General features: G+C 41.1%; 21 protein-coding genes. 3 read left to right on the top strand and 18 right to left on the bottom strand.

Annotation, left to right across the window (positions count from 1 at the left end; translation table 11 throughout):
- Window positions 1–2: 2 nt before the first annotated feature.
- The gene (locus AC0KUT_RS00185) at window positions 3–341 is read right to left on the bottom strand and encodes a hypothetical protein (RefSeq protein WP_488832550.1); all 339 of its coding nucleotides are present in this window, start codon (window positions 339–341) and stop codon (window positions 3–5) included.
- A 59-nt stretch (window positions 342–400) separates the two neighbouring features.
- On the opposite strand from AC0KUT_RS00185, the gene AC0KUT_RS00180 reads away from it, so the two are divergent.
- A complete protein-coding gene (locus tag AC0KUT_RS00180) occupies window positions 401–715 on the top strand; it encodes a hypothetical protein (protein WP_488832549.1) in 315 nt (104 codons plus the stop codon).
- 64 nt (window positions 716–779) lie between these two features.
- Window positions 780–2,339: a hypothetical protein gene (locus tag AC0KUT_RS00175; protein WP_488832547.1), complete on the top strand. Its 1,560-nt coding sequence runs from the start codon at window positions 780–782 to the stop codon at window positions 2,337–2,339.
- A 50-nt stretch (window positions 2,340–2,389) separates the two neighbouring features.
- Here the strand turns inward: AC0KUT_RS00175 and AC0KUT_RS00170 are convergent, their stop codons facing one another.
- The 13 genes from AC0KUT_RS00170 to AC0KUT_RS00110 all read right to left on the bottom strand — a co-directional run bounded on the left by AC0KUT_RS00170 (window position 2,390) and on the right by AC0KUT_RS00110 (window position 13,922).
- Window positions 2,390–3,598, bottom strand: a complete 1,209-nt coding sequence (locus tag AC0KUT_RS00170; protein WP_488829801.1) for an IS256 family transposase — start codon at window positions 3,596–3,598, stop codon at window positions 2,390–2,392.
- Window positions 3,599–3,729: 131 nt separating this feature from the next.
- Window positions 3,730–4,911 (bottom strand): IS66 family transposase, encoded by a 1,182-nt coding sequence (tnpC, locus tag AC0KUT_RS00165; protein ID WP_488832546.1) that lies wholly within the window; start codon window positions 4,909–4,911, stop codon window positions 3,730–3,732.
- Window positions 4,912–4,952: 41 nt separating this feature from the next.
- Window positions 4,953–5,333 (bottom strand): IS66 family insertion sequence element accessory protein TnpB, encoded by a 381-nt coding sequence (tnpB, locus tag AC0KUT_RS00160; protein ID WP_488832545.1) that lies wholly within the window; start codon window positions 5,331–5,333, stop codon window positions 4,953–4,955.
- A 131-nt stretch (window positions 5,334–5,464) separates the two neighbouring features.
- Window positions 5,465–5,881 carry a hypothetical protein gene (locus AC0KUT_RS00155; RefSeq protein WP_488832544.1) on the bottom strand — a complete coding sequence of 139 codons (417 nt, stop codon included), beginning with the start codon at window positions 5,879–5,881 and terminating at the stop codon, window positions 5,465–5,467.
- Window positions 5,872–6,486: an HAD family hydrolase gene (locus AC0KUT_RS00150; RefSeq protein WP_488832542.1), complete on the bottom strand. Its 615-nt coding sequence runs from the start codon at window positions 6,484–6,486 to the stop codon at window positions 5,872–5,874. The genes AC0KUT_RS00155 and AC0KUT_RS00150 overlap by 10 nt, the downstream gene beginning before the upstream one ends.
- A gap of 144 nt (window positions 6,487–6,630) precedes the next feature.
- On the bottom strand, window positions 6,631–6,705 hold the full coding sequence (locus AC0KUT_RS00145; RefSeq protein ID WP_488835800.1) for a hypothetical protein: 75 nt from the start codon (window positions 6,703–6,705) through the stop codon (window positions 6,631–6,633).
- A 174-nt stretch (window positions 6,706–6,879) separates the two neighbouring features.
- Complete coding sequence (locus AC0KUT_RS00140; RefSeq protein ID WP_488832540.1) at window positions 6,880–7,332, bottom strand: antitoxin Xre/MbcA/ParS toxin-binding domain-containing protein; 453 nt, start codon at window positions 7,330–7,332, stop codon at window positions 6,880–6,882.
- 86 nt (window positions 7,333–7,418) lie between these two features.
- Window positions 7,419–7,853: a hypothetical protein gene (locus tag AC0KUT_RS00135; protein ID WP_488832539.1), complete on the bottom strand. Its 435-nt coding sequence runs from the start codon at window positions 7,851–7,853 to the stop codon at window positions 7,419–7,421.
- Entirely contained in the window at window positions 7,840–9,624 is a 1,785-nt protein-coding gene (locus AC0KUT_RS00130) for a TniQ family protein (protein ID WP_488832537.1), read from the bottom strand. Before AC0KUT_RS00130 ends, AC0KUT_RS00135 begins: the two co-directional genes overlap by 14 nt.
- A 7-nt stretch (window positions 9,625–9,631) precedes the next feature.
- Entirely contained in the window at window positions 9,632–10,348 is a 717-nt protein-coding gene (locus tag AC0KUT_RS00125; RefSeq protein WP_488832535.1) for a TniQ family protein, read from the bottom strand.
- Window positions 10,348–11,283 carry a TniB family NTP-binding protein gene (locus tag AC0KUT_RS00120; RefSeq protein ID WP_488832533.1) on the bottom strand — a complete coding sequence of 312 codons (936 nt, stop codon included), beginning with the start codon at window positions 11,281–11,283 and terminating at the stop codon, window positions 10,348–10,350. Before AC0KUT_RS00120 ends, AC0KUT_RS00125 begins: the two co-directional genes overlap by 1 nt.
- A 2-nt stretch (window positions 11,284–11,285) precedes the next feature.
- A complete protein-coding gene (locus AC0KUT_RS00115) occupies window positions 11,286–13,235 on the bottom strand; it encodes a hypothetical protein (RefSeq protein WP_488832532.1) in 1,950 nt (649 codons plus the stop codon).
- A 51-nt stretch (window positions 13,236–13,286) separates the two neighbouring features.
- Window positions 13,287–13,922 (bottom strand): hypothetical protein, encoded by a 636-nt coding sequence (locus AC0KUT_RS00110; RefSeq protein ID WP_488832530.1) that lies wholly within the window; start codon window positions 13,920–13,922, stop codon window positions 13,287–13,289.
- Window positions 13,923–14,770: 848 nt separating this feature from the next.
- On the opposite strand from AC0KUT_RS00110, the gene AC0KUT_RS00105 reads away from it, so the two are divergent.
- Window positions 14,771–15,520: a hypothetical protein gene (locus tag AC0KUT_RS00105; protein ID WP_488832529.1), complete on the top strand. Its 750-nt coding sequence runs from the start codon at window positions 14,771–14,773 to the stop codon at window positions 15,518–15,520.
- Window positions 15,521–15,629: 109 nt separating this feature from the next.
- On the opposite strand, the gene AC0KUT_RS00100 is transcribed toward AC0KUT_RS00105, so the two are convergent.
- The 4 genes from AC0KUT_RS00100 to AC0KUT_RS00085 are packed head-to-tail and all read right to left on the bottom strand — an operon-like array spanning window position 15,630 to window position 24,591.
- Complete coding sequence (locus AC0KUT_RS00100; RefSeq protein ID WP_488832527.1) at window positions 15,630–17,519, bottom strand: GmrSD restriction endonuclease domain-containing protein; 1,890 nt, start codon at window positions 17,517–17,519, stop codon at window positions 15,630–15,632.
- 45 nt (window positions 17,520–17,564) lie between these two features.
- Window positions 17,565–20,714, bottom strand: coding sequence for a DEAD/DEAH box helicase (locus AC0KUT_RS00095; protein WP_488832525.1), 3,150 nt, complete (start codon window positions 20,712–20,714; stop codon window positions 17,565–17,567).
- Window positions 20,704–21,516, bottom strand: coding sequence for a Hachiman antiphage defense system protein HamA (locus AC0KUT_RS00090; protein ID WP_488832524.1), 813 nt, complete (start codon window positions 21,514–21,516; stop codon window positions 20,704–20,706). The genes AC0KUT_RS00095 and AC0KUT_RS00090 overlap by 11 nt, the downstream gene beginning before the upstream one ends.
- A gap of 12 nt (window positions 21,517–21,528) precedes the next feature.
- Window positions 21,529–24,591: a type I restriction endonuclease subunit R gene (locus AC0KUT_RS00085; RefSeq protein ID WP_488832522.1), complete on the bottom strand. Its 3,063-nt coding sequence runs from the start codon at window positions 24,589–24,591 to the stop codon at window positions 21,529–21,531.
- Between the last annotated feature and the right edge of the window lie 3 nt (window positions 24,592–24,594).

Raw genomic sequence — 24,594 nt, 5'->3', positions numbered from 1 at the left:
TTTTAGTTTCCGTTCAAAAACGCCTCAATGATAGCTTTCACATCTTCTGGTCTAACGTTTTTTAATTCTAACCTTTTGCTTCCGAGCTCAATAATTAAAGAAGTTTGATTTTTTTGTCTAATCCAATCAGCTATTCCCCCTGCCAATAATCCAATTGAACTAGATCCTAAGATTATTCCAACAATTGAGCCTGTATCCATGTTATTCGGCTCTTCCCTTGAAATACTAATTTTGGCATCTAAGTCATCGAGCTCCAAATGGTTAACTAAATTCTTAGCCGCTCTATTTTTTTCATCTAACTCCATATCTTCAAAACAAATTGTCAGTTTCATTTGTTCCATACCAAACCCTCCATTGGTCGCTTTTTAGTCAAACCAAGGCTACTCGCTTTTTTTCAAATATGGAAGATATCTACAGAGTCTGCTTCTCTTTGGTGTGGCAGACTCAAGCAGCCAAGAATAGAAAACGTTGCTATCAAAATTTACGTCGCAAAAATTCCTACAGACTCAAAAAGGCTCCAGCTTTAGGATGGCACTTCCACTTCATTCATTTAGGAGCAAACATGTCTAAGCAATCTAAACCCCAATTAACTCAACAGCAACTAGACCACAAAGCAAATATGCTCAATAAGAATCTCGGGACTTTGGGTACTAACCTGACAAATGCTAAAGTCCACGGGAATAAAGGAAAACAATTAAATCCAAACAAACGATAGACTCCCCATTAGGCCCACTGTCTTGGGTGGGCTAATTTTCATAATACAGAGAAGCAAAATAGTTATGCACGCGAGCTTTGTTACATTAGGCCAGCTTTTCAAATTCGCCTTTGATGCAACCGGAATCCTACCGAGGAAACGTAGTGAACAAGACGGTCTCAGTGAAAGCGATGTAAAGCGTCTGTCAAAGCAGATTGAGCGTCTTGTGAAAGAAGAAGGAGACCTGAACGGTAACAGTAGTGAGCTAATTAGATCACTAGCATTTGAGCTGACTGGCACAATACCCAACATCAAAGTTAACAAAGCTATCGGAGAAACACTTTTTGACCTATTCAGAGTCTATAGCTCTGTAGTGCGAACTGAAGGTACTTTTCTTTCACAGAAAGAAAGCCTACGTTGGTTTTGTAGAACACACGCAATACCAAGACTCGTAGTTTCTATTACAAAGCATACGATGCACTTCAATATTTCGAGAGATGCGTTTTTCGCACCAGAAGAGATAGATTGGTATCTTCCAACTTTTTCCGAAAATGCCATTATATGGCCACTCGAAAAAGTAATTGAATGGATCTATTCCCATTGTCAGACAAACAGAACCGAATTTCATATTCCAGTGGATGTGAATAAATCTGATCAGCCTAAATTGCGCCAAAATTACGAAAACGCCTATAACTGGGCTACTGGGAAAACTTTTCCTTCCTGGCATGGCTTACATAGGAATTTCTCAGACTCAATTGAGTATCTAAATAATGCAAGCAAACCTTACCATCGCTCCATAAGCACTAAAGAAAAAGAAAGCTACCTATACGTTCTATTTATAGGTCGCTTAAGTACTTATATAGCAAAGCAACTGCACGATGCCTATGGACCAGAATTCTTGATCGAGATGGTGACACTTTTTAAAAAGCATAACGATTGGCTAGACATCGACACCAGTGCAATTAAGCATCAACTTAAATCATATATAAAAAATATTCAAACCACAGAAAATGATCGCGACGAAATTTGGTGGGACGCTGCACAAGACTACTGGAGTTTGTTCGTAGATAGAGCTGAAATTTGCTCAAATACAATGGATCAGATATACCGTAATAACGATTACAAAATACCCGATTCTTGCATCAATTATTTAATAAAACAATTTGGGTACCATAACGTACTTACAATGCGAGACTATTTGGTTAAAGCTGGAGAAGTAGAATTTCCTAGCGAATTTCCTCAAGCATTGATGCGCGGTTTAAGGCTGGCGAAGAAGGTTTCGAACCTAGAAGAAATCAATGAATATCAGAACCACATTGAATCCTTTGGTTTGAATTTTTCTCTCGAATGGATAGTACATTGGAGTCGATCTATATTCTATTACCGCCACAGTATCTTCGCGGAATCTTTCATCCACATTCAGAAGGCTTTTGAGCTAGCAAAATACGCAGCAGGTAAAAATCAATATTCATTGGTAAATCAGTACGTTGAATTATCGGCAAAAAATAATAGTTGGAAACACTTTAAGAAAGGCGTTGCTTGGGCAACCTATTTGGAAATAGAAATTCGATGGTTAAGAGATAGCCAACAAACAGATGAGAAACTACGTGAGGTATTTGATTTAATGAAAATTGTCCGATATTAATCTTGAATGCTCAAGCAATGAGCCTGTAAATACTTCTGTGTAACTGCCGGTTACTGATAATCGCTCAAGCGTTCATCAAAGACAATCATAAAGTGGTTCAATGCTGCGCGCCAATTTCGAATTGGCATTGTCCACTTTTTAGCCGCATCTTGAATCGCCAAATAAATAACTTTTTTCGCAGAATCATCGGTCGGAAATAACTTCCGTTTTTTGATGGCTTGGCGAATGACGCTGTTCAGGGATTCAATCGCATTCGTCGTGTAAATCGCACGCCGAATGTCTTCAGGATATTGGAATAGCGTGCGCAGGTTCGCCCAATGCGTGTGCCAGCAGCGACTGATCTGCGGGTACTTGTCATCCCAGCGCTCGCCTAGTTGCTCCAGCGCCAAAAGCGCCTCTTCTTCGGTCACGGATTGGTATATCCGCTTCAAGTCAGTGGTTACGGCCTTGTAGTCCTTCCAAGGCACATATCTCACCGAATTGCGCACCATGTGCACCACGCACAGCTGGATTTGGGTTTGCGGATAGACGGCAGTGATGGCGTCAGGAAAGCCTTTGAGACCATCAACACAGGCAATCAAGATGTCACGCACACCGCGATTCTGAAGTTCGGTTAGTACTCCAAGCCAGAATTTGGCGCCTTCATTTTCTGATAACCATAGGCCCAGCAACTCTTTTTGGCCGTCCATAGTAACGCCCAACGCCAGGTAAATCGCTTTGTTGATTACCTGCTTATCCTGCCGGATTTTCACCACAATACAGTCCAAATAGACAATCGGATAGACCGCATCTAGCGGGCGCGATTGCCATTCAATCACTTGCTCAATCACCGCATCGGTGACTTTGGAGATCAATGTGGGTGATACGTCAGCACCATACATTTCTTTAAAGGTTGCGACGATTTCACGGGTTGTCATGCCCTTGGCGTAGAGGCTCAGAATCTTGTCATCCATGGAGGTAAAGCGAGTTTGATGCTTCTTCACCAGTTGCGGCTCAAAACTGCCCTCACGATCCCGCGGGGTATTGAGCTGGAATTCACCTTCTTCCGTTTTCAGTGTTTTAGTGGTGTGCCCATTGCGGCTATTGGAGGCGGTGGATTTCTGGTGCTTCTCATAGCCAAGATGGGCGTCCAGCTCACCGTTGAGGGCAGCCTCTACGGCGACTTTAGTCAGCATCTGGGTGAAATTACTCAGATCTTTTTCGGTTTTCAGGTGCATTGCCGCTTCGCGGGCAAAGGCTTCAAGGTCTTTTGGGTTCATACTGTTTATCCTTCCCTTCGGAGGGTTAATGATAAACAGTTACACAGATTTAATTACAGTCTCCAAGCAATTCAAATCCCTCGCAGGCAGTTTTTACTTTAGCAATTTAACCGTGTGTAACTCCCTGCATCTCATCTTTTGCAGCAGCCAAAACAAGCAGCATGCAACTGCCGCAGGGTATATTTTTCTTCCGGTGTTTTGTCGTTCAGTAGCGCTTCCACACGGTAGAGTTTCTGAATGTGCGCCACTGCCCAATCAGCACGGCCTACTTTGCCCTTTGGTTGTACTTTTTGCGCATCGATAAATTTCCGGCGTGCATGAGCCATACAACCAGCCAGTGTTGCTTGAGTGCTTTCGTAAGCCGCATAACCATCAACCTGTAAATAGCCTTTATAGCCGCTTAGAAATTCTTTCGGGCAAGCAGCTGCGCGACTGGGTTGATAGTCGTAAATCACAATGTTGTTCGCGGAGCTGTTCGGATCAGGAGAATCTCTGCCGCTACAGTAGACCCACATGTAATTATTTTTTTTGTCATCCTGAAGCACTGTCACTGGCGTTTCATCTGCATGGATGGCGGTTTGTGTTAGCAGCGTTATTGTTAATCGCTGCAATAGCCTTTCAAGAACATCCGCACTACGCACTATCCAGTTGGACAGGGTGTTGCGATTGAGGTCGATATTCAGTTGCTTAAAAATAATTTCCTGGCGATACAGCGGCAGTGCCAATTGGTATTTGTTGCCGATAATGTGTGCCAGCAAGCTGGGCGTGGCCATGCTTTTGGGAATGGGGCTGGCTGGCACAGGGGCGATCACAATCGGCGTATTCGTATCGTTCTTTTCGCACTGACGACAGGCGTATTTCAGGCGCAGGGTTTCAATGACTTTTAAACTGGCGGGAATGTATTCCAGTTGTTCACTTTTTTCTTCGCCGATTTTGTGTAAGTCGCCATTACAGCAAGGGCACATTTTTTCTGTATCAGCGATATCAATTATGCGTGTTTCACGCGGCAAATCGGCGGGCAATGGTTTACGGCCGGTTTTCTTTTTAGTTGAAGTGGCGGCAGATGTGATATCCGTCGCTGTAGCGTCTGTTGTTATCTCTGCGTCACTGTCTGCCGGGATTTCGTCTACTATTACTTCCGCTTCGTTAAATAACCAATCAAGTTGATCTGGGGATTTTTCTGAAGACGTGCCAAATTGGCGGCTTTGCGCCAGCTTGAATTGCTCACGCAGAAAACGAATTTCTTGCTCCAATATTTTATTTCGCTCTTTAAGCGAATCAATTTCGACAAGTAATTTATGAGAGTTTGGCATGGCCGTATTTTACTACGACCACCGAGGTTACATCAAAATAATTAACTGGCTTGCTGAAAAAATACCGGTTGATGCCCAATCACATCATAACCGCCTAGCAGCCACTGTAATTGTTGTTCACTCAAGGTAAGTGTTGCAGTTTGAATTTGTGTTGGCCACTTAAAGCGGGCTTTTTCCAAACGTTTGTACCAGAGTACAAAGCCTGTAGCATCCCAATAAAGAATTTTCAGTTTATCGCGCGAGCGATTACAAAATACATACAGCGCAGGCTCAAATGCCGAGCGTTCCAACGCTTGCTCTATCACTACGACGAGGCCATTGATGGATTTGCGAAAATCGATAGCTTCTGAATGAGAAAGTAATAAGTCTTGTGGACGCTTCCCGCCTAAGAAACTATTAACGGAGGCAAACCAATACGACATGCCCCACCCATCTTTCTGGTCTTTGAAAACACGAAGTATTTCAACGAGCGCTTTGTGGGGCAAGTAATTCCGCGATGGATCTAAGGCATAGAATGGAAAAAAATCTGTTCCACCAATCTTTAGCGAAAATATTAGTCCGTCGGCCCGGCCACCCAATCGTCAGATTGAACATCAGGATCATTAATGTTAAACCCCTCAAGTTTTAATAAATCTTCTGTTGTAAGCCATTGTGAAACTGTTAATACTTCTTGTTTTGCGAAAGCAATCATTCGTATTTGACGCATCAATGACAGGGCTGATTGCAAATCAGATACAAAAAGCCTTTCGATTAGCGCTACTAATTCTTCAGCCTTTCCAATATCGGAGGTATTTTTTATCGTTATTAATTCCATAATAAAATCTGCAAGCGAGGCGTTTCTAATTGATTCGTCTCCCCAAGGTATAATAAGGAACTGTTCGACATCAGAACCATCAAAATAGTGTTGGATTTCATCACGAGCCAATATAACTGCAACTGAGTCTGTAACTTTTTTTGTGTTTATAGACATATGATTTCTCCCAACGAAGCAATTTTGAAGCCCTCTGATGGCTGATTGCGGACAAGATGCCTAGCCTTAAAACCGTATTTAATAGGTCCTTCATAATCGGCTAAGTAGGTATCACCAATAAAAAGTGTTTGCTCGGGCCTTACATGACTATTACGCACAATCCAATCATAAATTTCCAGCTCCGGTTTTATCGCTCCTACTTCATAACTCAAGCATCGAATCACATCAATTTGAGGCAGTAGTTTGTCAACAACAGCGCCATATGGTTTGGCCAAGTTAGAACAAATTGCAAGACGAACTCCCATACCCAATAAGGTAGTTAGCGTTGGTAATACATCGTTAAATAATGTCAGGCTATCGAGTTCCTCTTGAATTTCCCGATTTAATGTTAAGAGCATTTCTTTTGGCGGAAATATATTGAGTTCAGCAAACAGATCTTCGTTTACTTTGTCTGCCGTCATAATTCGGCGCGAATCATCTGCCTGAGGTTTTCTTCCATGCTCTCTAGCCCAAAGCAAAATCTTGCGAAAAGGGTGATGCGTCACACCAAACTGTACAAGCGTTCCATACAAATCAAATACTACCAATGCAGATGATGTACTCATAGTGTCCTCTAAAATATGGAAGTTGATTTATGGATACTGGCCCGTCGTGATAAATTCAAGGTAATTTTCAATTCAACGTATTGACCCAATGATGAATTTTTAAGCTAATACACTCTGATCGAAAACCTTAAAAATCAGCACTGTTCAAGATGGAAGATTGACGGATATGGCAAAACTGTTTGGAGATTCTAACCATTCATCGGCATAACAGAATGCCATCTTCTCATGAAATTTGCGCCACAAGTAACCAACCACTTGTCGGTCACTCCAGACATTTAGGCATTCGGAATCCAGCATTTTTGGTTACCCACCAGTTTCTTTGCGCTCTTAATAAGTGAGTGCGGTATTGAATGCGTATTGCATTGATAGCTGCTTTACCATTTCACTAATAAGTCAAAAGTCTCCATGACGCATTTTATCTATAAGACTTCGAATAGCATTTCTTCCGGAAATGGTACTCATAAAAAATGCGGGCGCTTTTCCATTTAGTGCGGGTAATGGATTATCAATCCATTCTTTTAACATCTCGTCATTAAAATTAAAAAATAGATGGAGATCGTGCCAAAGAAGGGTGACATCATCAAGAATGTCTACTTTATTTTTAGCTAAATTTTTCTTGAAAAGTCTAGTTAAATTGCTCGTACTTGTGCCAATTGCGTCAGCGATGATTTGTTTAGGTATATGACTTACAACCGAGCGGAGCACACTCCCCGGTAATACCTGCCAAACTCGCTCTACCAACTCAATTGGCAGAGGCTCATACTTTTCTACATAGCATTTATTGGTACTCGTTATTCGATCCAATAAAATTGTTGCCATATGTCGTTCGTTTTCTATGTGCTTCATATGCCACCTCTTAGCACCTTGCTATGTATTGACTGACAGTTTTTCATCAAAAGAATGCATTGAATTGATTGTAATTATCTTAAGCTCTATGAGTAGGAGCCAGAACTTATCTGTTCAAGATAGCCAGTCAATTCGAAATAGCGATCCAATGACGAATCCCGCAATAGATATTCTCTAATGGATGCTCCATTGAGAAAGTCTCCACTATTAAGGTTTTTGAATAGGATTGAAGAGTCCGTATTTGTAGGACAAAGGGAGTCCAGTAATTTATGGATTTTCAACAGCAGGCTAATACGTATTAATCTATCATCATCTATATCAATAGGTGAACCAGCAAGCGCTAACCTCAGCCACTCTTGATATTTGTCGATATCTAGCATACCAAGAATGTTACATTGCTCCTTCTCAGAGAGACACCACATTTCCTTTTTGGAAATTGTCGACAGCCAAATTAATCCAGCTGATGCATGCGAGGCCGTCAATTTTGATAAGTCTAAACTCTTTAGATCACTTAATTTCATTATCACTTCCTCCAAATAAATCGATAATTATATCTACATCTAGCCGTCTTAAAATGTATTGCCTTCCACCATCAATCGTTGGACCAGAAATCATGTTGATTTTATTTTCAATAATCGTTTCTATGAGGTACTTAGATGATGTCCCAAGCGCTCTAGCTATCTCAGATAGGAACACATAAGTAACTTGAAAATTGGAAATTGATTGACGGGTGACGAACCTTCCGGCGCGCCCCTTCTTGATTGTTTCGATGAGGCCAGAGTTTACTAGGTGATAAGTGACTTCTTGCTTTACACCGAGCTCCTTAGCTAGCTCTTGTATAGAAATTAGAGCATGATTGTTGATGCATATTTTATAGTCATCGATCATCATGTGAATGTTGTCGGTTAGACGTTTGTTCTTATTATGAATATAGATGTAGTCAACTCTTGCCGTTACCATTTTCCTAATAATATCTGCGAGTTGAGTATTGGTCCTATTGGTACAATAGCGCCTTAGATAGGTTAAAGTCCTATATTCTTCATTGGGCTCCTCATGCAATGAATAGGTCTTTAAAGACTCAATAAAATATAGAATCTTTGACTGAGGAACAGCCCAAACTTTGTCTTTCCCTTTTTCAATCGATTTAATGAGACCGCACTCTAACAAGCTACGTGCTGATTTTTTCGTTAGCCCTAAAAGGCAGCATACATCTTTTAGCGTCAATAACTTTTGGATTTCACGCAAGTAGCGTTCTTGTCCTTTCTTAAGCGTAATTTGGCGATATCCGGAACTCAGTTGTCGAATATTTCCATCTAACAATCCTCTCTCTACCCAATCAATAATTCTTACAAATCTAACATCAGCTAATCGAGAAAACTCCGTGCCGGTTATGAAGTCCGATTCCGACTTAACATCCGCACGAAACCAGGTGGACTTTTTATCGATTACATCGGGCCAATTCAAGAGCAGGAAGTTTTCATAGTCGCTTTTAATGTAGTCATATTGAGGTCCTACTAACTCCTTTTTAAGGGCTCTATGAACTGCTCCATACTCTTTAAAAACTTGGCGACTTCCAATAGACATAGGGGCTTCATTTTTGAGTATGTTTCCAATATTAAATGGCCAGTCAACTAGCGTTTTCGCAGCATGCTTCAACAACGCGATTGTTATTGAGATATTTGACTTTATGGGCGCTTTCCTAGGCTTATCTAGATTCGAGCACACATCAAATGAACCAACCAAAAATATCAGTCTTTGAAAATCATCGATTGTTAACTCATCAAATGCGGAAAAGGAGTCGCAATTTGCATCCGATCTAAATCCCAGGCGAGTTTCTAGATAGTTGAGCAATTCAATGAATTCGCCACACTCAGGATCATTTTGCTTAGTGCCAAAATAGACAAATTGATCAATCGACCACAATCTTTCAATGTTCGCTACATTGATGAGCTCACATCCATGCTCCACACAATAGGGAAGTAGTGCGTAGTCCCATTTTTCCTTGATGAAAAACTGAGCTTTAAAACACAGAGGGCAGATCCGAAAGCCCGTTTTCAAGATGAAATTGGTACCGCAGTCCGGTTCGGGCGTTAAGTTTGAAGATGCAGGGACTAATACTGATTGGTATTTTTCTAATATGTCGGAAACCAGCACGGGCAAGCTAGCCCTTTTCCCGAAGAATCGACCATACATCGTTATTGGAGATGGGATTCCGTTAAGTTGTGCTAGACGCCACACAAAGCCACGAAGACTTTCGTCTTCATGGCGGCAGGGTCTAAGTAATAGGTTCATGACTAGCTTACTCAATAAGTTGAGTAAAAAGGCATTCCATAAATTTTGGGATGTCTTTACTTGGAATAGGGAAGTATCGTCTCGCATTCTTTCTTCTGCGGTCCCTCAAGTCATTTACCTTGGCGTCGCCGATAGAACGAAAGAGATGCCGCTCCACTAAATCCAGAATAGATTCACCTTGCTTGTCTCTTGTGATTCCATTCTTCTCATCTTCCAAGCAAACTTCTAATAACTGTTGAATCTCTAATAGACGATCATCATACAGTTCATCATTAGCCGCTTTCTCAAAGCCAACAATCAGGTGGTCGCGCCACTGTAGCTTGTCTGCCTGAACAAGTGGTTGTCGGTGCTTAAGGCAGACCGGCATCCAAGCAACTCTCCATTTGGCAAGACTGTAAGTACACTCATTTACACAATGAGGACAGATCCATTGTTCCTTCCGTAAATGGTAACTAGGTATAGCCAACCTACCGTACCAATGGGTAGGCTGAGAGTGTTGATCGCTAGGCAACAAGTCCAATGTTTGCAAAGCATCATCATTGTGGCCAGTCAGATCGCCGACCATCCTTAGTGATACCTGATCTACATTGGATATAGTTACATTAAAATAATGTTTGAACATAAACTCCATCGAATGGTATCCGTTCTCTCTAGCCAAGGTTTTCAAATAACAGTCCATTGACTGGCCTCTCTTTGGTACAGACCTAACCAATAATTGATGCATTAGATAACCTCCTCATAAAATGGCTCACCGATCCGATTCAAAGGTCGAGGAGTAAACCTTCCAGAAAACGGATTCTCTAGATCAGTTGCATCAGACCAAATCACACTACCGAAAGATTCATATAGATGAACTCTCGTTAATTCTTCTGAACGCGAGTTCGCCGCATTTTTTAGCGCATGAGCTAAAAGTTTCGCTATATACGCGATACGTCCATTGGTTGCGAAATGGAGCATTTCGAGTGACGAAGGAAGCAACATGTAATCTGATTTCCCCTCGAATCCAGACTCTGAAATCAGCTTAGCCACTACACCCGCATAAAGCGCAATGTCCTTTTTCGTATTTGAGTTAAATTCGTGTATTTCAAATTTTTCGAATCGACGACGCAGCTGAGAATTATGTATGAATATCTTTTCGATAGTTGGTACTCCAATAAGGAAGATGGAAATGTTGGCATCATTGATGAGCTGCTTTAGCCAGTCCGCTATCTTCGCAATTTCTTTGACTGTTTTTGAACCATCAACCAGGTGCTGGGCTTCGTCCATTAGAAGCACTACAGTTCCAATTTTCTTCAGAAGGATCTTCAATTGCAAAGTGAGATCTCCTTCTGTTGCTGTTTGTCTATACCTCTGACCCAACTTATCCAAAAGCGCTTTGCAGATCGATCTAAACGTCGGCGTCGCAGGCATAGAAAAGTAAAGTACTTTAATGTGAGTTCGTTCTGCTTCCTCTATAGGAGGAAAGGAACAAGCCATTTTTTCTGCCAACTTTGTTTTACCTGCGCCAGTGGGACCAACGATCATATATCCGGAAGCCTTGCCATAGGTTTCCGTAAAATTCAGACTCCAATTGAATTTTTCAATGGCCATCTTGTATTCTGGAAATTGAACAATTGTAGAGAGCACGTTATTCAGAATTACGTCGCTTGATGGGTTCATAATCATAGATCCTCAATATTTGGAATAATTGGTTGTTCGTCGTGATTGTTGGTAAGTGTGGCGGTTTCTGGCTTCGATTTTTTGGGGCTTTTGGAATCACTTTTGGCTCGCCGCTTAACCTCTTTTTCGCGTACAGCCTTTTTCGTTGAATTGATCGCCTCGTCACGAACTCGAAGAATTTCTAACCATGCTGTATGCATTTGTATTGGACTCATATTGGTTGCTGATAATGGTTTGCCATAATCGTCGTTGAACATCTGCTTGGCTTGCTTTACTACTGAATTATGCTCATCGATATTCAAGTGGAGGTCCATATATATCGAACCAGCAGCAAAAGCATCTATGTATGTATCCGTTCCAGGTACTCTAATATGAACTACAGAAATGTCGGAATTATCTATGTAAACTTCAATAGTTTTTCCGTAGCCGATTTTCTTGGCTATATTCTGTAGCTCTACTGAGTTGTATTTGAACGTATTCGCATCTAAACCATACTTTTGCAGTTTCTTTTCTTCAGGCTTCCAGAGGAATTTCTCGAAATTCAAATCATCAGCCATTCGAATAGGAGCGGCTTCTTCTTTCATCCGATTCCAAGCATCAATCGGCTTTTCTTTGGTTCCCGAATGACGAGTTTGGTGGTAATACTTTACCGTCCAAATCAGAAATATTTTTTCCATGTCCTCTATAGTCAATACAGATTTCATTTCTGCTTTGTACTCACCTTTTTCGATATAGTTTGAAAAGGTTCTTCCAGGCATTAGTTCAGTCGCCTGTCCATTTATGGTCCCTTGCAATCTTTCTACGCAGCCTTTATAGGTTGGTAGTCCTTTGGGGTTGTAGTGAGCAAGGACGCCCAAGCTGCATAAACAGCTTTTTACTTGCATTGAAATGAGATCCGTACCGTTATCCATTGATATTTCGGCAGGAAGCCCCCAACACGGCCAGTATTCATCGGCTAATTCCGTATACCTTGCTAAAATCATATCTTTGGGTGTTACCGTACTCTTGAGTGCACGAATAACTGAGATAGCGCTAGGTTCATGAGCGGCTATGTAATAGCCAACAATCGCTCTCGTTGCTTTTTCAACAACGATAGTGATCCAAATTCTCATCAACACAACCGTTCTATCATTTGATCTGCACGTCATGTCAATTGGAGTGTGATCAATTTCAACGAGCTCCATAAGAATATGAATTCTTTTTACTGGCGATCCGTATGGGAAATTTCTTTTTGCTATCATCCAACCATAGCGAGATTTACAGCGCTCATATTCAGGTATTTTTTTGATTTCCCTTTCGACCGTCGATCTTGAAGGACAATCCAAATGTGAAAATTCTACTTCTGTTTCTATTTTTTCACGGATAACTCTGTGTACCGCCGAAATACATGGCCTATTTTCCTGCATGTATATTGTGCTAATACAAAATTGAATTAAATCATTTAACTCATCGGGCTTTCTTGAAGTTCTATTCCCGCGTTTTGAAATATGAGGCAAAAGGGAATCCATGGTTTTCCCCCCGACTCTCCAACGGGTATACCACCGCTTCAGTGTTTTTGCAGAGGGCAGTTTTCCTCTACATCCAATTGATCTTGCAAATTCAAAAAGCTGTTCATCACGAATTTCTTTATTAGTTATCCAAATCGAATTTTCGTCTATACAAGCCTCTATCCATTTTCTCCTTTCTTCAATTTGCATTACTTCTTCATCGGTAAATTTATTAGGAATAATCGTCGCAAATCCTTGTTCACTCGATTGATCAAGTAAATTTTTCAATATGATTATGTTCTTATTTTCAAATTCTCTTATAAATTCGTTGATTGTGAAGTTAACACTTCTTTTTTGATCATGATTTCTTGCAGTAAACGAGTCAGAATACGTCATCACATCCTCAACGATGAATGTGTGATTGCTTTTCTTAAAAACTAAACCTTGTTGTAGAGAAAAGGTCATAGTAATCCTTATAAAAATATCAATTAGTGTCAAGAAATGTATCTATGCCGATCACTTCAGGAAATTAGTCAAAAAATTAAAGTCATCACTTCTACTAGCTCGCAATTCACTCTTCTGACTTAGAATTTTTGTATAGTCGTGGTAGATTAATTGTAAGGCTATTAATTTCACTGCAAGTTGGGGGTCACCCAATTTTTTAATAAGTTCTGCAAGAGTAAAATTGCCTTTGGGTACATAGCTCAATAACTCGCTAAAATCGGACTTTGTATGAGATCTAAAGCCGTTGAGATATAAGCAGTTATCGATAACTATTTGATTAAATCGGATTTGGCCTTCAGTTAACATCTGGTAGCTATAGCCCAGGGTTTCCAAATGACTCCCTATCTGTTTATGCCGATCAACCAGTTTCATGGCTTTGTTCTTATATTTGGCTTCGAGAAAGCCGATTTCAGCATTAGCTAAAACCACCTTCAAATCAGGGATGGCATTGAAGTCTTTGGGTTCAGCAGCAATTCGAAATTTCTGTGGTTGCTCTTCATAACTAGTAACAATTGGACTGAACTCACACAAAAGAACTAAGTCTCTCTCAAGACCTGATTCACATCCGATAGCTCGACCATTTTTAAAGGAAGGAACGAGATATCTGACGGTAGTTTTTGTGCGTCTCACGACTTGTCTAATTGGCATATAGCGTCCTATCGGTCTCGGTATCAAAATTCAGGATGAGTTTTCCCGCAGCCGCAAATTCGAAAAAAATTTGCGGTCGTCTTCAGATTCGGTTTGACGCTAGGAGGCTTTACTTAGATACTTCGAATCCCAACTCGCTTTATCTATGCTGATCCATCCTTTTCGAGACCTATTCTGTTTTGGCTCTCGGCGTCTTTTCCTATTCCCTCTACGTTTTCATTTCACCTACCTCTTTGTGATCAAATATTGAGCAAGACATAATTGATAGCTCATTTTTACATGAAATGCAACAAAAGCTATTATAAATATGAACTTAATTACTTTTCGCTATTATATGTCTGTCGCCAAAATCATCGAAATACATCAAGTCTATTTTTGAATTTTTTTGCCTACCTCTATCAACTTTCAATACGGAGTAACTAGGATCTGGTTAAAACCGGACGTTTACTTTCACGATAATTTAAATATTTACATTCACTTCCTTCCCCTTTCATTACGAAGTAACTAACAACCCTGAAAAAGCGGACACATTTATTTTTCCAGTAGTTTTATCTGTTGTGTTCTTTGTCTTTTCACTGTGAATAACCAAGAGACTGAAGTTACCGGACAAATTTTCTATTCAAATCAAGTCAGATTCTCATTGCTTACAACTCTCATAACTAAATCAAGAGAAATTCCGGACACCTTCTTCTCTGTTCAATTAATGTTCAGAATTATTTATATAGAAAATTTACTTTCTCTGTGGTGTATTTCAAGGCTTCAACTACAGTTAACTAACGGATTTTGAAGACCGGACATGTTTTTTATTTAAGCGAATGAATTAACCCATTTCATTGGAAGATACCAAGATGACGAGCAATGAAGAGATGTTAGAAGTAGTAGAGAAAAAGGAATTACCCGAGGCAAATAGAAAAATCTTGGACGCTGTAAGCAAACACTTAGGTGATTTATTTATTGATGAAAACTTCAAAGAATTTTTGGTATATGTAGTCAAAAGAAAGTTAGGTGGAATTTTAGTGAGGTCTGATGAGAGAGATATTGCGGACGATGCGCTTTCTCACGTTGTTGAATCCGCACTGAGGTCAATAAAAAGCCAAACCACAATTTTACTAAGTCCTGAAAGGTTAGGGGAGCGAATGCCGACAAGATCGGAGATAGAGGGATACTTGATTATGGGAGTAAGAAATTATTGCAACACCCGTCTGCGCCGCTGGTCCACAGATCAAATCACGGAGGTTACGTCAGATGAAGAAGAGACAGGAACCACTAAAAAAGAAGTAAAAATCAAAAGAGGAAAAATTGCTGCTAGAGCTAGAGAGTATATTTCTTCAGATTGCACTTTAGACAGTGATTTTTGGGACCAACATATTTCATCCTCTCTGAACGAAGAAGATTTAGATCTATCTAAAGCTGTTGAAATTATTATGTCAAAAGGGTTATCAGAAGAACAACTTGACTTAGTACTAGAGCGAATATCAGGAAAGAAATTTTCTGATATGGCAAAAGAGAAAGGCGGCTCCGAAGATCAATATAGAAAAGCATTTAATCGTGTAATTGATAAAATTGGTATTGATAAAAAAATGCTCCTTTGCAAGTAATCTATTTTGCAAAAATACTTCTAAATTGCCCTGAGCTTTTTCTCCAGGGCAATTTTAATAAGTTCATTTAGTTAAAGTTTGATTTTAACTTAAAAGCTCATCTCTATAACTAATCGTCCGACTCAATCTCAGTTGACTCGCCCAATTGCTCGGCAGCAACATCCTTTTTCATTGCCTGCGCTACAACAGCTAGTAACATTTGATGGCGAGTTTCATAGAAACCTTCAAAGTTATCGCTTCTAAGAGCCTCTGGATTTATACAATGGCTTATAAGTATCCTATCCATCTCTACATCAGTTAAACCAACTTGTTTATGCATCTGAATTGACTCAAGATAATTTGATGGGGCTTTACCACCAATCATACGATTCGCTTTGTAGGAGATCGGCGTTTTATTGATAATTGAGTTATAAATTGCAGGCTTGATGCCTTTTTGTTCGCACCAAATTTTGGGGAAGATATGATGAATATCCAAAGCAACTTCCTCATGGTCTAGCTCCTGCACACTTGCCTTCCAGAAAAAATCTTTTGCCCCTTCACGTAATATGAGTGTGTTGAGCCCTTTATAGGCCGCGCTCAACCTGGATCGTAAAGTATTCAACCTGCTTGGCTGGAATGCTGCTTCATAAATTGTACGCGGCTCATCACCGTCGTTGTTTATCCAATTAAGCAGCTCCTCCAGATCGTTGGCTATACGTGTTTCTACCGCACCACCATATAGCTCGCCGAGTACACCACACCAAAACCACTGACTTAATTTGTCGAATATTTTTGGCTCTAGCCAACGCTCTTTTAGTTGTGACAGAACTGCGGCTAATGGAACTAGCTGTGTACGATAAGGTAAGTCTCTTCCGGTGAAGAAATACTCCTTACGCAAAAATTTGGCTGCCAATAAAAAGCCCCTTTCGACTTCTGGCGCCCATTTTTTATATTCCTCTAAGGTTAAAGAAAGAACAGCTACACGTTTGGCGCTAACAGCGGATAGAGATTTTCCTGTTTTTCCAGACGCTATATCAGCGTTGCGCTTTTCTAATGTATGCAGCAAGCTAATAGCTTGTAGAAAATCTGTTGCTTCTACACCCTCAAGAATTGCCTCCTGTTTGATTCGGTCTTCGCGCCCAGCAATGCTACGGATACGACTTCCATACCAATCATCACGCAAGTTGTAACCATCAGCGGCAAACGAAGCTGTCACGAGCTCAAATACTGATAAGGGGACACCGCCCGTGTTTACCTTTTCAAACACCAAGCAAACAGCCTCTTTAGATGTTGTTTTACCAAGTGCAATAAGTGGTAGCTGATAACTTCGGAATTCATTGAGTATTTTTTTGCGAAACAACATGTAGGCGCTAAATTTATCTGGCGCAAACTCCTGCAAACTTTCCTCCCATCCATCTGAATTGAGCATTTGATTACAGGGGAAGAAAAAAGCCTCGCATTCTTTTTGACGAGTTGATAAATCAAGAACTATATCGCGGCCAAAGTTGGTTTTTATCGTTTTATCTGCCTCTAATGCTATGAACGCCTCATCTAGGCGGTCATCCAATGCAGCTTCGATATCTACATAATAGTATCGGCTAATGGGCTTTCCCTTTTCATTAAAGGTTTTCACTGGTGTATTTAAGGCCAATACTTGTGTAAGTGATGTAAGCCGCTGCTGACCATCTAAGATTAATCTTTCAGGTTCGGGGATTGGTCCAGCAAATGTAAGGTTTTCAATTGGTCTAACCTGGAAACGAACCTCTCCACCCGTTTCAAGCAACATGACAGCACCGACAGGGAATGAACGCGCAATACTGACTAGCAGAGAGCGAACGTGATCATCATCCCAAACCCAGCCACGCTGAAAATCAGGTAATTGCAACTTACCTTCAGTAATTTGTTTAATGATTTCTGGCAATGGGGTCTTAGTGCTATCAAATGTACTCATCAAAAAGTCCTTGGTATTAAATTCGCTTAATTTTTTTGAGTTGCCTTTTAAAACAATTACTTTCCTCAATCCAATATCCTGACTTCACAGCTCATTAGCTGTAGCCATGGCTACTCATATTGAGTTTGAGAATATCGAAGGAAACTTAGACAGCGCAGACTCAATTGCAGATCTAAATTGAGTAAAAATTGTAGAGTTTAAAGTTGGAACATCCAAGCTGTTAAGCATTATTTCATTACCAACATCTGCTGCTACTACCCTGTCAGCTAAACCATTGGAATATAACCAAACGTCCAATTCATCTTTCAGTCCAATTTTTATTGAGGCTTGAAGGTGCCTTATTAGAATCTCCAATCTGGCAAAGTCCTCAGTCAGCGGAATTAAATCAGCGCAAGCGCCGACAACTAACATTGCGTCATAGCTTAAACTGCTATCACATATTTCAAGAATGTTTTCTATCGTAATCTCACGCAATTGCTTTCCGGCTCTGAACTTAATACCTTTGAGTTTAACTTTGGATAGGATTTCACAATAAGGAATACCCGAACACCAAAGTCTTGCGATAAATAGCCCTGCATCCTCGCCAATCAGTTTCTTGAGGCTATTATCAGATGCAAGTGTCATTAGAACAGGCCAAATAACTTCTAGTACAGCCAATATATCTGTCTGGTCAACTAAGTGATGGAGATTTCCATTTAACCATTCTTCAATAAAGTGCAGTTCGTCAATGCCCAGCAGTGCTTTGCCATATATGGGTCTTCGTTCAGGCTCGATCGCGTTGACCGCTAAAGTAACAAAACGAAAAATCTCCGCTAGTTTCTTTTCCTCGTCTGCGGTCGCTAATGAAAACGCAAACGTATTAGCATAAAATTGCGCAAGCTTTTCATCGTCAAGATCTACCTCATCAGAGGAATGGGACAGCAAATAGCTCTCTATACTTTTTAAATAGCCTTTGCGTTCGTTCATTTGTCCCAAAAGATTTAATATGTCCAGGCCTTGGCGACTTGCAGCTCTTTTGCAAAGCGCTTCATATTTATCGGGATCTTTAATGAATTTAATTGGGTCTACAGCGAAGGGATCATCAAAAAATGGCTGAGCCAAAGTTAAGAGACTACTAGTACATCCCTCGGAGAGTGAAGGATCAAGCAGACTACTCATTTGGTTCCAGTGCCATTTCTTAGTTGATCTGCGTTCGTCAAATAACGTTGTATCGGTAAATATTATACTTCCTTCTGTGTGCTTTCCTGAGCGGCCAGCTCTACCTAAAAGATTGTGAAAGTCCCGCGTTGAAATTCTACGTTGCCCTTGAAACACGCCAGATACAATTAAGTATTTAATAGGTAAGTTAACGCCTTGCGCCAACGTGGAGGTGCACACAACACATCGGCCCAATCCTTTTTCCATAGCAAATTCAACCGCTATTCGCAAACCATTAGGAATTCCAGCGCTATGCGGAAGAACCCCTTTTTTTATGGCTTGAGTTATCGCATAGCTGTTTCCAAGATGAGATGCGGAAAGATTTGCAATTTTTTCTATTTCTTCTTTATCACTATGCGTTAAGGGAACGGGTAGCTGCGGTATACGTTCAGATGATTCGACAATTAATTTACATATTGTCGCTACGGTTTTTTTGGTTCCACAAAATATTGCAACAGGTCCTTGGCTGGAAAGTTTTAATCCAAGGTATGCTGCAATACTTGTTTTTTCACGCTTATCTGGGAAATATTTCTGTGTCCTTTCACGTACTTTTTGGGGGATGGGAAATGACTCTAACACCCGAGGCACATAGAATTCTTCCGAATTTGGATTTTGCTGCTCTACATAGTGAAACTGGCCTAGCTTAGTTCGCCAACTACAAAATGCGATACTGCGCTCAGTTGATAGACAATTAGATCCATTCACCACCGTTCCATCGCCGGCATAGAGCCAATCACCAATAGAACTTGCATTTGAGAGTACCGCTGAGATCAGTACATGCTGAGTATCTGGTTTCAACTCTTGTTTCAAATTTGAGAGGAGCAGCTCATAGGTGACACCACGAGCACCTGTGTCGAATTGATGCCCCTCATCATAAATGACTAACGATATTTCACTTGTTAACTCTGACTTATGGCGTAACAAATAGACGAGCTTTTCAGGTGTGGAGACAATAATAGAAGGTATAACCTCTATATCATCCTGCTGTTCAAAAAGATGTAAGAAAAATTCAGTGTCTGCATCATCGATTTGAGGAATATCATTTAACTGATTTATATAAACATCTTCGCCAGAAAATGCGACAGAAAGCGACTCACTAATTTCCCTGCAAAGTGATCGAAACGGTGCAATAACAACAGCAACTTTGGATCTTCCTGCCATAAAAGATGAGCGAATCACAATCTCTACAGATTTGGTTTTTCCTGCACTTGTAGGTAACTGGATAACAGCTGATCGACCTTTGAAAATACCAGCCTCACCCAAAAGCCTTTGGGCTGGCCAAAACTCTTTGATGAATGTTGACTTTGCCAGTATGGGTAGCAAGTTTTCTCTACTAATGCCAGTGTATTCAGGCAATAAGGTTATGGCAGAATTACTAGCACGTTTAATAATTATTCCACTTAACACATTTGCAATTAACAATTCTCGATCAGAGCCATGCTCTAAAAAATAGCGTTGGATTCTTTTGCCTAAAGTTAAATACCCATCCAACTGCCTGCCTTGATAATGCGAATTAAGTTGTTTAACTGTTGATAAAAACAACGACAAATCAGGAATAGGGATGTGGCCAGAAGGCAATTCAGGTAGGAACCCATCACGAACGGACTCACTGTCAACAATTGCAGTTACATGTGGGATATGAATATTTAAGATATATTCAAGAATAAACTCGATACCAGAATCCGTTAGTAGTTTTCTGTTTTGCTCAAGCCTTTGAGATATAACCATTGAACTACCCGGCATGTCTGCCAAGTAGTAAGCTGCTGATGCCAACAGCAACAAGTAATAATCGTTTTCAGATTCTAACCTTGACTCCAATAATGCATCAAAATATCGCGCGACATTTCTTAACTCGGATACAGATTGATTCTCTTGTTTTACACTGCTGTGCTCAACATCCAAAACTTCATTACAAAGATCACCCAAAATACCAATCGTCATCAATAACAGGCGACTAGGCGAGTCATGTAAAGTGATGTGATGTTCTTCCGCTAGCCCGAATTCATGCATTTTTGCTTTCGACTTTGTAATCGAAAGTAATCGAGATGATCTGTTTTCAAATTTCATTCGCGGCCCTCTCGTACAATGCATGGGCCAGTGACATCAATTCGCTTCCATGAATTGCAATGAGTTCAATCTCTTGTGCTTGCGGATGATTCGCTGTGGTAGCTGCGGCTAGTAAGGCAGCATCATAAGCAGCATCAGATAGAACTGCCGCTGCGCCGTATTTAAGCTTGTAAGGACTGTTTACGGAATTTTGAAATCGATTGATAAGAGCTATCCCGTCGAGGTCTCTACGGTCATGCATGCGCTGTTTAATGCCATAAAGGGATTCGCCTAAGCGCAGGTGGTAGTCTTTCGCGGAATGATCTATTGCTTCTTGAAGTTTAGGTTTTCGCCCCGGTGTTAATTTAGCTTTTACTTCGAAAACTAAAAGCTCGTCGTTTTCAGGCTTGTCATCTACTTGTTTGAATGCGAGAACATCTGAGCCTTTGGTGGATTCGTTTGGCACCGCTTTGCGGTCATAACGAGTTCGTGGCACATTGTATTTGTGTAGGTAAGTTAGGTAGTCTGCGACTAGAATTTCCGCAAAATCACCTGCTCGTATACTAGGCCCCGGCTTTTTCGTAGCGTTGGGGAACTTAGTCGAAAGCAAAAATTGAGCTCGCGTTTCGTTGGGTTTTCTCAGCATATCTATTTCAGCATCGTCGCAATAATGATTTCTGAAGTGCTTTGCCCATTCAGTCATTATTACTTGATCATTCACATCGTGATCAAAACGAAAAACTTTGGCTTGTCTACCACAAGCCAGTGTTAATACTTGTCCACTATCGTTGAGCCAGTTTAAATGAGCTTGAGTCCATGGCATTTTTTATGCATCCTAATAATGCTCTTCAATATAGGCATAAGCCTTATTAAATAGTTCTTTATCTTTCCCCAATCCAAATTGGGCCAAGGTTAGCAACAGTGCCTTTTGAATTTCTCTTGGGCCGCTGTTGGATTTTTGCCAACCATCAAAGCGAGTGGCGTTAACTATTTTGTCGATTTGTTCTACAACATCACCGATTACTTTTGGCGTTGCTTCGGGGCGGGTTTCAAGAAAGAGTTTGGTTAAGGCTTGCTTGTTGTCCGCCTCCGTTACAACTTTATCACCCGTTTCACGTTCAGCTTGAACAGTGTCCTTCGCGGCATCTAGCAAGCCTTTTAACCATTCGATAGCTTTAATAACACCTGCTTCGTAATCTTGACGGAGCTTTTCTAAGCGCTCACCTAGTTCAACAAATACGGGTTCCCCACTACCGCGTAAGCGGCCCATTAAATCTATTTCTAATTTGTTGGCGCGCTGTAACTGCTCTTTTTCGGTTAGCGTAAAAATTGCGTGCTCATCCATAATGAGTTCGTCGATATCGTCGCGAATGCGATTGATGTCAGTGTGCTCGTGAATCATTTTGATGGTTTCAGGGCCTAACGCCGCCCATACCAACGCACCGGTTTGCCCAACTGGGCGAACCGACTCATAAATTTGCGCCAGCCATTTATAATCTTTTCTGAATGGGCTTAAAAATGGATCTGGGTTAATGGCTGACCAGAGCTTGGCAAGAACACCAAAGCTTGCCGCAAATTCATCACGCTTTTCATTGGTAGGCAAGCACTCTTGCGCGGCCATGATGCCTTCAAAACCTTCAAGGGTTCGGTCAACATTTGGGAAAAAATCTAGGCACTTTTGCAACTGCATCGGCAGCAGTTCCTTGAATGCTTCAATTCCTTCTACCACGCCTTCAATTTCATCGGGGTTGTAAGCTAATGCTGTGCGCAGGTTTTCAAACACACCCAAGTAATCAATGATGAGGCCCATATCTTTGCGCGTATCGTCTGTTTCATACAGCCGATTGGTACGACACATAGCTTGCAACAATGTGTGATCGCGCAACGGTTTGTCGAGATACATGCAATAGCAAATCGGTGCATCGAACCCAGTTAGTAATTTGGCCGTTACGATAATCAGTTGCAGTGGTTGGCTTGGGTCTTTATATGACTCAATAATGTCTTTTTGCTTTTGTTCGTCGCCATCAATTTGTTGCCAGCGCTCAAAGTCAGCTTCTTGAATGGGCAGCTCAAGATCTACTTTCCACTTGCGCCAGTCTTTATTGACCTTATCTTTTTTATCACCCTCAGTGGCTTTAATGGGGGCTTGATCTACGTTCATTACTACTTCTACGGCATCAAACCCAAGTTTGTTTCCTAATAGGTAATACATCTGAACGCAGGCGTCGCGGTCGTACACCACAACCATGCCTTTCATTTTTTTAGGCTTCACATGGCTGGTAAAGTGCTCAGCAATATCATCACTCACTGCCGCCATGCGTTTTGGGGCTTTGAGCATAATTGCTAATTTACCGGCGCGTTTAGAGAGCGCTGCTTTTTCTTCTTCGTCTAAATTATTTTCTTTTGCAAGCTGTTCAAACTCTTGGTTGATAGCGTCACGATCTACTCGTAGCTCTGCCAATCGCGGTTCAAATTTCACTGGGTTAGTGGCGCCGTCACGAATCGACTGTTTATAGCTATAGCGGTTCATATAGCGGCCGGGGTCTTCTTCTGCACCAAACAACTTAAAGGTGTTGCGATCAATGCCGGAAATCGGTGTGCCGGTTAAACCGTAGAAATGTGCATTGGGTAGAGCCCAGCGCATTTTTTCGCCTAATCCACCTTCTTGCGTGCGGTGAGCTTCGTCCACTAACACAATGATATTGTCGCGGTTGTTAAGGCCATTGGGGTTGCTGTCATCAACCTCGACATCTTTAAATTTGAAAATGGTCGTAATTAAAATTCCACGGCTGTCTTGCTCAATGAGTTGACCGAGTTTTTTACAGCTTTGTACTTTAATTAGGTTTTTAACATCGGCACCACCAAAAGTCTCACTGATTTGGCTATCTAAATCCCGGCGATCTACCACTACCAATACGGTTGGGTTTTTTAGTTGATTATCTGCACGTAACATTTTGGCGGCATAAAGCATTAGCAAGGATTTACCCGAGCCTTGGAAATGCCAAATTAAACCTTTCTTTGGGTAGCCATTTCGAACACGCTCAACAATTTGTTTAGCAGCCTCGAATTGCGGATAGCGGGGTAAAATTTTAATGCGTTTAGGTGAGGTATTTTTGCCAGTTTTTACTGTAGAAAATAGAGCGAAGGATTCCAGCAATTGCAATAATGTTTGTGGGTTGAGTAAACCCTCACAGCTTTCAAGAACCGATGCCATGCCCGGCATAATTTCTTCGCGGCTATCGGTATGGTGCCAAGGCCCCCAATCTTTTACGCGCGCGTTGATGGCGCCATAGGCAAAGGTTTTACCTTCACTGGCAAAGCATAAAAGATTAGGTACAAAATAGGGTTCAACATTTTTCCAGTAGTGCTTTTTGCCGCCCATAAAATCGGCAGCACCATCTTGCCACGTTACACTTGGGCGTGTAGCCGTTTTCACTTCGCCAACGACTAGAGGCAAACCATTCACGTACAGCACAATGTCGAAATACACTTCGGCAGCCGCAATGTAATGCACTTGCTGAGACACCACGAAATGGTTGTTTTCAATGTTGTCAAAGTCGATCAGATTAATGGTGATATGGTCGCCGCTTTCACCAAAGGGCAAGGTTTTTTCGGCCATTAGCCATTCATGAAAGTTTTCATTGGCTTTTACTAAACCGGTATGGCGAGCTTCCAGAATTACACCACGAAGTTTGTAAATCACTTCATCGGCATAATCAGGTTGTTTGGCAATATCGGGGTTTAACGAACAAAGAGCCTCTTTGAGCCACTCATCAACAAAAATATCCTGTGCTTTCTTTGGCAGGTTATCCCCATGACAAAAAGACCAATTAATTCCGCTTAAAGTTTTTAAGCGCCCAATAATTCCATTTTCTGTGACTGTTTGCTCATTAAACATAAA

This window comes from Cellvibrio sp. 25HG11W-0, assembly GCF_057815475.1.
The sequence above is the reverse complement of the archived record's forward strand: the minus strand, read 5'-3'. Positions and strand labels throughout refer to the sequence as shown.

What these genes read in the sequence shown, in the direction of transcription:
- AC0KUT_RS00105 (WP_488832529.1), top strand. Translation starts at nt 14,771, where the DNA reads ATGACGAGCAATGAAGAGATGTTAGAAGTAGTAGAGAAAAAGGAATTA.
- AC0KUT_RS00120 (WP_488832533.1), bottom strand. Translation starts at nt 11,283, where the DNA reads ATGAACCCATCAAGCGACGTAATTCTGAATAACGTGCTCTCTACAATT.
- AC0KUT_RS00110 (WP_488832530.1), bottom strand. Translation starts at nt 13,922, where the DNA reads ATGCCAATTAGACAAGTCGTGAGACGCACAAAAACTACCGTCAGATAT.
- tnpC (WP_488832546.1), bottom strand. Translation starts at nt 4,911, where the DNA reads ATGCCAAACTCTCATAAATTACTTGTCGAAATTGATTCGCTTAAAGAG.
- AC0KUT_RS00085 (WP_488832522.1), bottom strand. Translation starts at nt 24,591, where the DNA reads ATGTTTAATGAGCAAACAGTCACAGAAAATGGAATTATTGGGCGCTTA.
- AC0KUT_RS00155 (WP_488832544.1), bottom strand. Translation starts at nt 5,881, where the DNA reads ATGTCTATAAACACAAAAAAAGTTACAGACTCAGTTGCAGTTATATTG.
- AC0KUT_RS00090 (WP_488832524.1), bottom strand. Translation starts at nt 21,516, where the DNA reads ATGCCATGGACTCAAGCTCATTTAAACTGGCTCAACGATAGTGGACAA.
- AC0KUT_RS00130 (WP_488832537.1), bottom strand. Translation starts at nt 9,624, where the DNA reads ATGAACCTATTACTTAGACCCTGCCGCCATGAAGACGAAAGTCTTCGT.
- AC0KUT_RS00185 (WP_488832550.1), bottom strand. Translation starts at nt 341, where the DNA reads ATGGAACAAATGAAACTGACAATTTGTTTTGAAGATATGGAGTTAGAT.
- AC0KUT_RS00125 (WP_488832535.1), bottom strand. Translation starts at nt 10,348, where the DNA reads ATGCATCAATTATTGGTTAGGTCTGTACCAAAGAGAGGCCAGTCAATG.
- AC0KUT_RS00170 (WP_488829801.1), bottom strand. Translation starts at nt 3,598, where the DNA reads ATGAACCCAAAAGACCTTGAAGCCTTTGCCCGCGAAGCGGCAATGCAC.
- AC0KUT_RS00095 (WP_488832525.1), bottom strand. Translation starts at nt 20,714, where the DNA reads ATGAAATTTGAAAACAGATCATCTCGATTACTTTCGATTACAAAGTCG.
- AC0KUT_RS00175 (WP_488832547.1), top strand. Translation starts at nt 780, where the DNA reads ATGCACGCGAGCTTTGTTACATTAGGCCAGCTTTTCAAATTCGCCTTT.
- AC0KUT_RS00115 (WP_488832532.1), bottom strand. Translation starts at nt 13,235, where the DNA reads ATGACCTTTTCTCTACAACAAGGTTTAGTTTTTAAGAAAAGCAATCAC.
- AC0KUT_RS00180 (WP_488832549.1), top strand. Translation starts at nt 401, where the DNA reads ATGGAAGATATCTACAGAGTCTGCTTCTCTTTGGTGTGGCAGACTCAA.
- AC0KUT_RS00140 (WP_488832540.1), bottom strand. Translation starts at nt 7,332, where the DNA reads ATGAAGCACATAGAAAACGAACGACATATGGCAACAATTTTATTGGAT.
- tnpB (WP_488832545.1), bottom strand. Translation starts at nt 5,333, where the DNA reads ATGTCGTATTGGTTTGCCTCCGTTAATAGTTTCTTAGGCGGGAAGCGT.
- AC0KUT_RS00135 (WP_488832539.1), bottom strand. Translation starts at nt 7,853, where the DNA reads ATGAAATTAAGTGATCTAAAGAGTTTAGACTTATCAAAATTGACGGCC.
- AC0KUT_RS00150 (WP_488832542.1), bottom strand. Translation starts at nt 6,486, where the DNA reads ATGAGTACATCATCTGCATTGGTAGTATTTGATTTGTATGGAACGCTT.